This is a genomic window from Achromobacter sp. (assembly GCF_057314935.1).
Map to the genome: position 1 here is coordinate 12,231 of NZ_DBHKZA010000037.1, position 10,248 is coordinate 22,478.

The following is a 10,248-nucleotide window of genomic DNA, read 5'->3' on the forward strand; positions in this document are numbered from 1 at the left end:
GCCACGCCCACCGCGCACATGACAATGACGGCAATCGCCGCCGCCGCGACCAGCGGGTGCAGGCCACGGCGCGGGTTCTCGATTCGGGGGGTATTCATGACGAAGCTCCATCGTAACTAACCGGCATCGGTATAGCACCCGGGCGCGGTTTCGGCATGTTGCGATGGTGACGCTTCTTTGCAGGCGCACGGCCGGTGGACAGGCCTTTGCATTCGTGGACAATAGGCGCATGGATTCCATTTCCCTGCCCCAGCTCGAACAGGCGATCAACTATTGGCGCAACGTCTCGCCGTCGGTCGGCGAAGAATCGCGCCTGTGCCCCGAAGCCGCGGCGCTGGCCACGCCCTACGCCCTGATGATCATTTCGCACCGGCACGACATCGCGGTCGCCGAACTCAATGAAAAAGCCCAGGCGGCGCTGGCCGGCTGGGCTGCTTCAGGCGCACGCGCCCCATCCAATCCCTGATCAGCCTTTCAGCAGGGCCTTGATGTCGTGCGTCAGGGCGTCCACGCCCAGATTGTTGTTCGCCAGCACGCGAGATTCGCCCTTGCCGTCCAGCAGGTAGAACGCGGCCGTATGGTCCATCGTGTAGTTGCCGTCCTTGGTGGGCGCCTTGGCGTAGTACGCCTTGAACGACGCGGCCGCCTTCTTGACCTGGTCCGGCGTGCCGGTCAGGCCCAGGAAGCGCGGATCGAAGGCCGTCACATACTGCTTCAACACTTCCTGCGTGTCGCGCTCGGGGTCCACCGTGATCAGCAGCACCTGCACGCGATCGGCGTCCGGGCCCAGCTTCTTCATGACTTCGGTCAGTTCGGCCAGCGACGTGGGGCACACGTCCGGACACTGCGTGAACCCGAAGAACACCACCACCACCTTGCCGGCGAAGTCGGACAACTGGCGCGTCTTGCCGTTGGTGTCCGTCAGTTCCATGCCGCGGCCCAGCTGGGTGCCGCTGATGTCGCTGCCTTTGAACGTGGGCGCGCTCTCGCCGCAAGCGGCAAGGGCGGCGGTGAAGGCGGCGGCGGCGCCGAAGCGCAGGGCCAGCCGGCGGCTGGCGGAAAACACGGACATCAACAACCTCCAGGGGGTCAGCGCAACAGGCCGACCCAGTGGTCCACCAGCAGGGCGCCGAACAGCAGCGCCAGGTAGAGAATGGAAAAACGGAACATGCTGCGCGCCAGCTGGTCGCTGTAAGCGCGGTACAGGCGCCACGCATACGAGACGAACATGCCGCCCAGCACCAGCGCCGACAACAGATACAGTTCGCCGCTCATGCGGATGGCGTAGGGCAACAGCGTCGTCGCCACCAGCGCCACGCTGTACAGCAGGATGTGCAGCCGCGTGAACTGGTTGCCGTGGGTGACCGGCAGCATGGGCAGGCCGGCCTTGGCGTAATCGTGGTTGCGGTACAGCGCCAGCGCCCAGAAGTGCGGCGGCGTCCAGATGAAGATGATCAGCACCAGCACCCAGGCCTCGGCCGGCACCGAGTCCGCCACGGCGGCCCAGCCCAGCGCCGGCGGCATCGCGCCCGACAGCCCGCCGATCACGATGTTCTGCGGCGTGCGCGGCTTGAGGATGACGGTGTAGATGACGGCGTAGCCCACAAAAGTGGCGAAGGTCAGCCACATGGTCAGGGGGTTCACCAGCGTGTACAGCACGAACATGCCCGCGCCGCCCAGCAGGCCGGACAGGCTCAGCACCTGGAAGGCCGAGATGGTGCCCTGGGCGGTAGCGCGGCGCGCGGTGCGCAGCATGCGCGCGTCGACTTCCTGTTCGATCAGGCAGTTGATGGCGAAAGCGGCTGCGGCAAGCAGCCAGATGCCGAGCGTGCCGAACAGCACGCGGCGCATATCGGGAATGCCCGGTGCGGCAAGGAACATGCCGATGACTGCGCAAAACACCGCCAGCTGCGTGACGCGCGGCTTGGTGAGTACGAAGTATTGGCGGAACAATCCGGGTTGAGGAGCGGCAAGACTGGTCATAGTGGACCCTATTTTAAACGCGCACCGAATTGGGGCCATAGCCCCCCGCCGGCGCGCGTCCCGCCGTGGACAGACGCACCATCAAAACCACGGCAGCCAAGGTCAGGCCGGCGGCGCCCCCGTTGTGCAGCACGGCGATCAGCAGCGGCCACTGGAAGAAGATGGTGGTCAGGCCGGTGAACAACTGCGCGACCAGCAGCGCCAGCATCAGCGTGGCCGGGCCGCGCAGGCCCGGTTCGGCCCGCAGCCGCCAGGCCAGCGTGCCCAGGTACAGGAACACGACGAAGGCGAAATTGCGGTGCACCCAGTGGATCGCGGTCAGCGCCGGCTGCGAGATCATCTCGCCCGAGGGCAGTTCGCCCAGGCCGCGGATGACCGAATAGCCGCCGTGGAAGTCCATGTCCGGCACCCACTGCCCGTGGCACATGGGGAAGTCCATGCAGGCCAGCGCGGCATAGTTGGTGCTGACCCAGCCGCCCAGCGTCACCTGCACCAGCAACAAGCCGAACCCCACCGCCACCCACGGCTTCCATCGGGCAGCCGCGGCGCCGATGGCCAGATGCGGGCGTTCGCGGGCCGACAACCACGTCATCAGCGCCAGCACCGACAGCCCGAACACCAGATGGGAAGTCACCACGGCCGGCATCAGCTTGTGCGTGACGGTCCAGGCGCCGAAGGCGCCCTGCACGCACACGGCGACCAGCGTCGTGACGGCCAGCGCGGGCGAGCGTCCCAGTTCCCGGCGATAGCGCCACGCCATATAGAAGATGCCGATGATGAGCATGCCCAGGATGGTCCCGACATAGCGGTGGATCATTTCGATCCAGGCCTTGGACATCGTCACCGGCCCGAAGGGCATGGCTTGCGTGGCCTCATGGATGTCGCCTCGCGCGCCCAACGGCGTCACGCTGCCGTAGCAGCCGGGCCAGTCCGGGCAGCCCAGGCCTGAATCCGTCAGGCGCACGAAGGCGCCGAACATGATCAGGTCCAAGGTCAGGAACCAGGTGAAAAAAACAAGTTTGCGGTACCGCGCTTTGATACGTTCCATTTCCCTAAACCATGACTCTGCCGCGCCGCGCGGATCCCGCGGCACTCGGCCATCCCCCTATCGGGGGGTCACCCTATCCTTGAGTTATAGACCAGCTTGCTGATGTCTTTGCGCACTTTCACGCCATCGGCCTCGGCAGGGTACTGCATCATCAGGTTGCCCAGCGGGTCGATCACCCAGATCGGCGCCGGCAGCCCAGGCTGGCCGGCGGCAGCGTCCCGTGCCAGCAGATAGCGGGCCAACTGGTCCGGATCGGCGCGCAGCATGACCGTGCCCTTGTAGGCTTCCAGCACCTTGTCGGGCACCGGCGCATCGTCGGTGATGAACCAGACGCGCGCCAGGCGGTCCACGTTCTTGCCCTGGCTGGCGTGGCTGTTGCGCGTGATGTAGAGCTTGCGGGCGCAGCTTTCCGGGCAGGCCGCGCCGTCGGCGGTCACCAGCAGCCACTTGCCTTTCAGGCTTTGCAGGTCGAACGGCTTGCCGTCCAGCGTCGTCAATTTCAGGTCGCCCGCGGCCGGCATCGGGCGTTGCGGCGACACCAGGGTGCCGTAATTGCTGGAATCCGCCGGCCACCATTGCGGGTTCATGTACACCACGAAGGCAGCCACGATCGGCGCCAACGAACACAGGAACACCAGCAGCATGGGCATCAACGAGCGCTTGCGTGCCGGTTTGTCAGGTGAAATATCGCGAGCCACTTTATATCCTGGATGAGTCATTCATTGCCGCGCGCATCAGCCCCGGGGGCCGTTCTGCGCGCGCTGGCGCATGCGCTTGATGGCGCCCCCCAGCACCACCAGCCATGCGATGGCGGCTATCAGACCAAACGCGAACCACTGCACGGCGTAAGACGTGTTCTTCTGGAAATCCACTGACGGCTGCGGCCAGTCCCGGATCAGGCCATCGGCCTCGCCCTGACCGGACGGGGCCGTTTCGCTCAGCACGACCGGCAACAGGTTCAGTCCCGTCGCGCGGGCATAGTCAGCAAGCGGCAGGTTCTGCACCTGCGGCACGCTGCCGCCTGGCGCAGGCAGAGCACCGGGCAGCGCAGATTGATCCTGGCCGCCCAGCGACCAAAGCTCGAACATGCGCGGCACGCGGTCGGAGAGTTCACCCGTAACTGTCTGCATTCCTTCGGGCGTCGCAGGAAGCCGGGGTTCGCCCTGGCCCTGGATTACGCGGGGCAGCCAGCCGCGCAGCACCACCACCGCCTGCCGCGACGACGCGTCCAGCAGCAGCGGCGTGGCCAGCCAGTAGCCGGGCCTGCCGTCATGGTTGCGGTTGTCCAGCAGTACACTGAATTGCGGCAGCCATGCGCCGCTGGCCTGGGCCACGCGCCACGCGGTCATGTCGTCGGAAGGCGTTGCCGGGGTCAGCATCAGCGGCGCCTGCTTGCGGCCCGCTTCGATCGCCGCCAGAATGGCGCGTCGCTCGTCGCTGCGACGCAACTGCCATTGCCCCAGCGACACCAGGATCACCACGGCGATGCCAAGCAGGAGTAGGGCGGCTACCGTGTAGCGGGTTGAATGCGGTCGGGCCATGTATCGTTGCTAACTCTGTTTTGTCCGGAGACCACCATGCGCGTTTTCGTCGTACTGGCCTTCATCGGTATTCTGGCCAGCCTGGCATCCGCCCTGGTCTACCTGATGCGGGACAAAGGCACTACCAGCCGCACCGTCAATGCGCTGACGGTGCGCATCGGGCTGTCGGTCGCCCTGTTCCTGTTCGTGCTGTTCGCCCATCACATGGGCTGGATCGAAAGCACCGGGCTTAGATAGGCCCGCGGGGCATCGGTTCCCGCCCCCATCGCAACAAAGCGCGATCGGCGCCCGGCATTGTCGCCGCCCGGCCGCCTATCGCGCTTCACCCGCCCTGCGCCGCAGAGCGGACCCGTGTCCACCTGCGTCAGAACCAGTAGACGAACAGGTACAAGCCCAGCCACACCACGTCCACAAAGTGCCAATACCAGGCCGCGCCTTCAAAACCGAAGTGGTGGTCGGCGGTGAAATGGCCCCGGATCAGGCGGATCAGGATGACGGTCAGCATCGTGGCGCCCAGGATCACGTGGAACCCGTGGAAGCCGGTCAGCATGTAGAACAGCGAGCCGTACGCGCCCGAGTTGAACTTCAGGTTCAGCTCCGTGTACGCATGGTGGTATTCGGCGGCCTGACAGGCCACGAAGATGAAGCCCAGGATGACCGTGGCGGCCAGCCAGAACATCGTCTTGCCGCGATGGTTCTCGCGCAGCGCATGGTGGGCGATGGTCAGCGTCACGCCCGAGGACAAGAGCAGCGCGGTGTTGATGGTGGGCAGCCAGAAGGGACCCACCGTCTGGAACTGCTCGACCACGCCGGCCGGACCGAAGTTGGGCCAGGCGGCCTTGAAGTCGGGCCACAGCATCAGCCGGTGGTCGATGTCGCCCAGCCACGGCGTCGTGATCGTGCGCGTGTACCAGAGCGCGCCGAAGAACGCGGCGAAGAACATCACTTCCGAGAAAATGAACCAGCTCATGCCCCAGCGGTAGGAACCGTCGATGCGCTTGCTGTTCATGCCGGCTTCGGATTCCTGGATGGCGTCGCCGAACCAGTAATACAGCACGACGATCAGGCCGATGAACCCCGCCAGCACGGACCATTTCGCCCAGCTGACGCCGTTGATCCAGGCCGCGGCGCCCAGCCCCATGAACAGCAGCGCCACCGCCGTACGCACGGGATGCCCCGAGTCGGCGGGCACAAAGTAGTACGGTGCCTCTTTACCTTGAACCGAGTGGCTTGCACTCATGGCTTTCTCCCTGGTACAGATTTTTAGATTAAGTGATTCAAGTCAGGCTTGAAACCGCCCAACGCACAATTAATACCAGCACAGTAACGAAGATTGCCGCGGCCAGCAGCCCGGCCACGATCACGTGCACCGGGTTCAGCTTCGCGCTGTCTTCCCGGTAGCCCGCGCCCTTGCGCACGCCGAAGAACCCCCACGCCACCGCCTTCATCGTTTGAAGGAAACTCAGCTTGCGCCGAGTGGTTTCGTGCAGGTCGTCGCTCATGGCCGTGGCCTAGCCGACCGCGTTGCCGGTCAGCAGCGCCGAACCCCGCAACACGGTCCAGGCGAACACGGCAAGGACGAAAGCCAGCAGGACGAGTCCTGCGATTTTGTTGCGGCGGCGCTGCTCGGGTGTCATTCTCGTGCTACCTGGAACATGAAAGGCTTGTTCACTTCACTTCGGGCGGGGTTTCGAAGGTATGGAACGGGGCGGGCGACGGCACCGTCCATTCCAGCCCTTCGGCGCCTTCCCACGGCTTGGCGGCGGCGACTTCGCCCTTGCCCATGTAGCAGCGCAGGATCGCCCACAGGAAGATCAGCTGCGACAGACCGAACCAGAACGCGCCGATCGTGGCCATCTGGTGGAACGTCGTGAACTGCGCGGCGTAGTCGGCATACCGGCGCGGCATGCCGGCCAGGCCCAGGAAGTGCATCGGGAAGAAGGTCACGTTGAACGAGATCAGCGTCGACCAGAAATGCAGCTTGCCCAGCTTTTCGCTGTACATGCGGCCGGTCCACTTCGGCACCCAGTAGTAGGCGCCGGCGAACAGCGCGAACAGGGAACCCGCCACCAGCACGTAGTGGAAGTGGGCCACCACGTAATAGGTGTCGTGGACCTGGATGTCGATCGGGGCCACCGACAGGATCAGTCCCGTGAAGCCGCCCATCGTGAACACGAAGATGAAGCCGATCGAGAACAGCATCGGGGTCTCGAACGTCATCGAGCCGCGCCACATCGTGGCGACCCAGTTGAACACCTTCACCCCGGTAGGGATGGAGATGAGCATGGTGGCGTACATGAAGTAAAGCTGGCCCGTCACCGGCATGCCCGTCGTGAACATGTGGTGGGCCCACACGATGAACGACAGCACGGCGATGGAGGCGGTGGCGTACACCATCGAGGCGTAGCCGAACAGCTTCTTGCGCGCGAACGCAGGCACGATGGCCGACACGATCCCGAACGCCGGCAAGATCATGATGTAGACCTCGGGGTGCCCGAAGAACCAGAACACGTGCTGGTACAGGACCGGGTCGCCGCCGGCGGCGGCGTTGAAGAAGCCCGTGCCGAAGTGACGGTCGGTCAGCACCATGGTGATGGCCGCGGCCAGCACCGGCATCACGGCCAGCAGCAGGAACGCGGTGATCAGCCATGTCCAGCAGAACAGCGGCATCTTCATCAGCGTCAGGCCGGGTGCGCGCATGTTCAGGATGGTCACGATGATGTTGATCGCGCCCATGATCGAGGACGCGCCCATGATGTGCATCGCGAAAATGCCCAGGTCCATGCCCGGACCCATCTGGAGCGACAGCGGCGCATACAGCGTCCAGCCCGCGGCGGTGGCGCCGCCCGGCACGAAGAACGACGCCGTCAGCATGATCGCGGCCACCGGCAGCAGCCAGAAGCTGAAGTTGTTCATGCGCGCGAACGCCATGTCGGATGCGCCGATCTGCATCGGGATCATCCAGTTCGCAAAGCCCACGAAGGCCGGCATGATGGCGCCGAACACCATGATGATGCCGTGCATGGTCGTGAACTGGTTGAACAGTTCGGGGCGGAAGAACTGCAGGCCCGGTTCGAACAGTTCGGTGCGCAGCAGCAAGGCGAGCGTGCCGCCTTCCAGCAACATGGCAAACGAGAAGATGAGATACATCGTCCCGATGTCTTTATGGTTCGTGGCGAATAGCCAGCGGCGCCAGCCCGTGGGCATGGCGTGGTGGTGGTCATCGTGACCGTGGCCGTGGCCCGGCGACACGTGGTCTACAGTGACGCTGCTCATGATGGACTCCTTCCTGCTGAGTGCCGCCCCCGTTCCACGGGGACGGCAGGGTATCTCTAACTAAACGGAACCGGTTCTAACGGGGGGAACGCCGGGTGCGCGATCAACGCGCAGCCGCGACGTCCTTCGGTAGAACCGTCGGGTCCTGCCCCTTGCCTGCATTGCTCCAGGCATGGCGCGTATAGCTGATGACCGCTGCGATCTCGACATCATTGAGCTGCCCGCCGAATGCCGCCATCGCGGTGCCGGGCTTGCCCTTGAGCACGGTGTTGATCTGTTCCGCCTTGGGGCCCAGAACAACCTTGTCTCCGTCAAGCGGTGGGAAGCTGCCCGGAATGCCCTTGCCGTTGGCCTGGTGACAGGCTACGCAATTGGCGGCGAAAACCTTCTCGCCACGGGCAACCAGTTCGGCTTCCGTCCACTCTTTATTAGGATCGTCGGCGTTTGCCGCCATCTTCTTTTTCTGGTCTTCAACCCACTTATCGTAGTCGGCTTGCGCCAGGACTTCCACGACGATGGGCATGAAGGCGTGGTCCTTGCCACAGAGTTCCGCGCACTGGCCGCGATAGATGCCAGGTTTTTCCGCGCGGAACCAGGTGTCTCGCAGGAAGCCGGGGATGGCATCCTGCTTGACGCCGAAGTCGGGGATCATCCAGGAGTGGATGACGTCGGCCGCGGTCAGCACGACCCGGACCTTCTTATCCACGGGGACCACCATGTGGTTGTCCACTTCCATCAGATAGAACTCGCCCTTGGGCTCGCGGTTCTCGATCTGCGCGCGGGGCGTGGACAGCGTGGACAGGAACTTGACGCCGGCGGCGGAGCCGTCGAGGTATTCGTAGCCCCACTTCCATTGATAGCCCGTGACCTTGATGGTCAGGTCGGCGCTTGAGGTGTCTTTCATGGCCACGACCGTCTTGGTGGCCGGTAGCGCCATGGCGATGACGATGATGAAGGGGATGACCGTCCAGGCGACTTCCACGCCCAGATGCTCATGGAAGGTCGCGGCCTTGTGCCCCCGGGACTTCCGGTGTGCCCAGATGGAGTAGAACATCACCCCGAACACACCGATGAAAATCACGATACAGATCGTGAGCAGCAACCAATGCAGCCACATGATGTCGCGCGAAATCGCCGTGACACCTTCATGCAGGTTCAGCTGATTGACCTTCGGGCCGCCGGGCATGTCTTGCACCTGAGCGCTGGCCACGCTGCCAATCAGCATCGCACAAGCCCCCAGTATCCCTCTCCACTTCTTCATGCTTACCTCGAAACACGGCGCGAGGGCCCTTGTCGCCTAGTGGCACGAGTGTCACTGCAACAGGACTACGCGCAATTATTAGATGGCAGGGCTAGGCAGGGAGATAGAGCGGCCCCCGCATTCCCACTCGAAATCACAAAGAAACTGGCGGATTATAGCGGACACGCAAACAGATGTAAGACGGGCCTCTTGATTTCATGGGGCTTGCCCCCATCTGCACGCGCCCCTTGACCTCACGCCATAAACAGGGTGGCATAAAATCACCGCCAACCTCACCACGGCGCCCGACGATGCCCAAGCAGTTGCCCGATTTGTATGCCGACCTGTGCGCCCGCGCGCAGGAACCCGCCCCGGAGGGCGCGCACGCTTTATATATTGCGGGCCGCCGCTGCGGCTGGGCCACGCATGCCGCGTGCGACGCGCTGCGCGACGCGCCCGGTGTTGCCTGTGATGACACGACGCTGCGCATCGGCCAGGATCTGACGCCGGGCGCCGCGCTGAACGCCGTGCTGGAAAATGCCGCGGAACTGTTGCGCCAGGCCAACTGCCTGCGCGGCTGGCGCGACGAACTCCTGGACGTGATGGACGGCGAACAGCCGCTGGGCGTGATCGAGCGCGCGGCGGTGCGGCCGCTGGGTTTGCTGACCAAGGCCGTGCACTTGAACGCCTGGACGCCGGACGGGCGGCTGTGGGTCGCGCGGCGCGCGCTGAGCAAGTCCACCGATCCCGGTATGTGGGACACCTTGGTGGGTGGCCTGGCGGGCTGCGGCGAAGACCTGGAATTGGCGCTGCTGCGCGAATGCGGCGAAGAAGCGGGGCTGGATGCGCCCGACCTGGCCCAGCGCACGCCGCTGCGCACCATCCTGCGCATCCACCGCCGGCTGCCCGAGGGCTACCAGGTGGAAGACGTGCTGACCAGCACCTGCGTGCTGGCGGCCGACGCGCGCCCCGCCAACCGGGACGGCGAAGTCATGCAGATCGCCACGGTGGACGTGGCGACCGCCGTCAAGCAGGTCGCCGACGGCGAATTCACGCTGGAGGCGGCGCTGGTGATCATCGAAGACATCATGCAGCGCCAGGCCGCCGGCCAGATCTGAATCAGCGGGGGGCAACCCCCGGCTCGCCCAGCATGCCGGACG

General features: G+C 64.7%; 13 protein-coding genes. 3 read left to right on the forward strand and 10 right to left on the reverse strand.

Features of this window, described 5'->3' with window-relative positions:
• Positions 1-229 precede the first annotated feature (229 nt).
• The gene (locus ACO6D5_RS15350; protein ID WP_006224576.1) at positions 230-466 is read left to right on the forward strand and encodes a DUF3717 domain-containing protein; all 237 of its coding nucleotides are present in this window, start codon (positions 230-232) and stop codon (positions 464-466) included.
• On the opposite strand, the gene ACO6D5_RS15355 is transcribed toward ACO6D5_RS15350, so the two are convergent.
• The 5 genes from ACO6D5_RS15355 to ACO6D5_RS15375 form a co-directional block, all read right to left on the reverse strand.
• Positions 467-1,072, reverse strand: coding sequence for an SCO family protein (locus ACO6D5_RS15355; RefSeq protein WP_315844816.1), 606 nt, complete (start codon positions 1,070-1,072; stop codon positions 467-469). It abuts the gene before it with no gap.
• A gap of 17 nt (positions 1,073-1,089) precedes the next feature.
• The gene (gene cyoE, locus ACO6D5_RS15360) at positions 1,090-1,983 is read right to left on the reverse strand and encodes a heme o synthase (protein WP_006224574.1); all 894 of its coding nucleotides are present in this window, start codon (positions 1,981-1,983) and stop codon (positions 1,090-1,092) included.
• Positions 1,984-1,996: 13 nt separating this feature from the next.
• A complete protein-coding gene (locus ACO6D5_RS15365) occupies positions 1,997-3,031 on the reverse strand; it encodes a COX15/CtaA family protein (RefSeq protein WP_485825854.1) in 1,035 nt (344 codons plus the stop codon).
• A 68-nt stretch (positions 3,032-3,099) separates the two neighbouring features.
• Entirely contained in the window at positions 3,100-3,681 is a 582-nt protein-coding gene (locus ACO6D5_RS15370; RefSeq protein ID WP_485825869.1) for an SCO family protein, read from the reverse strand.
• A gap of 84 nt (positions 3,682-3,765) precedes the next feature.
• Positions 3,766-4,572, reverse strand: a complete 807-nt coding sequence (locus ACO6D5_RS15375) for an SURF1 family protein (RefSeq protein WP_485825855.1) — start codon at positions 4,570-4,572, stop codon at positions 3,766-3,768.
• A gap of 36 nt (positions 4,573-4,608) precedes the next feature.
• On the opposite strand from ACO6D5_RS15375, the gene ACO6D5_RS15380 reads away from it, so the two are divergent.
• Complete coding sequence (locus ACO6D5_RS15380) at positions 4,609-4,809, forward strand: twin transmembrane helix small protein (protein ID WP_006224570.1); 201 nt, start codon at positions 4,609-4,611, stop codon at positions 4,807-4,809.
• 127 nt (positions 4,810-4,936) lie between these two features.
• Here ACO6D5_RS15380 and ACO6D5_RS15385 read toward each other — a convergent pair whose 3' ends face one another.
• The 5 genes from ACO6D5_RS15385 to coxB form a co-directional block, all read right to left on the reverse strand.
• Complete coding sequence (locus ACO6D5_RS15385) at positions 4,937-5,812, reverse strand: cytochrome c oxidase subunit 3 (protein WP_006224569.1); 876 nt, start codon at positions 5,810-5,812, stop codon at positions 4,937-4,939.
• 37 nt (positions 5,813-5,849) lie between these two features.
• Positions 5,850-6,074, reverse strand: coding sequence for a DUF2970 domain-containing protein (locus ACO6D5_RS15390; RefSeq protein ID WP_315844820.1), 225 nt, complete (start codon positions 6,072-6,074; stop codon positions 5,850-5,852).
• Between the two features lie 9 nt (positions 6,075-6,083).
• A complete protein-coding gene (locus ACO6D5_RS15395; protein WP_006224567.1) occupies positions 6,084-6,209 on the reverse strand; it encodes a cytochrome oxidase small assembly protein in 126 nt (41 codons plus the stop codon).
• A 31-nt stretch (positions 6,210-6,240) separates the two neighbouring features.
• On the reverse strand, positions 6,241-7,848 hold the full coding sequence (gene ctaD / locus ACO6D5_RS15400; RefSeq protein WP_006224566.1) for a cytochrome c oxidase subunit I: 1,608 nt from the start codon (positions 7,846-7,848) through the stop codon (positions 6,241-6,243).
• A 103-nt stretch (positions 7,849-7,951) separates the two neighbouring features.
• Positions 7,952-9,109, reverse strand: coding sequence for a cytochrome c oxidase subunit II (gene coxB / locus ACO6D5_RS15405; protein ID WP_315844821.1), 1,158 nt, complete (start codon positions 9,107-9,109; stop codon positions 7,952-7,954).
• A 290-nt stretch (positions 9,110-9,399) separates the two neighbouring features.
• Between coxB and ACO6D5_RS15410 the strand changes: the two genes are divergently transcribed.
• On the forward strand, positions 9,400-10,206 hold the full coding sequence (locus tag ACO6D5_RS15410) for an NUDIX hydrolase (protein WP_485825856.1): 807 nt from the start codon (positions 9,400-9,402) through the stop codon (positions 10,204-10,206).
• Positions 10,207-10,248: the final 42 nt, after the last annotated feature.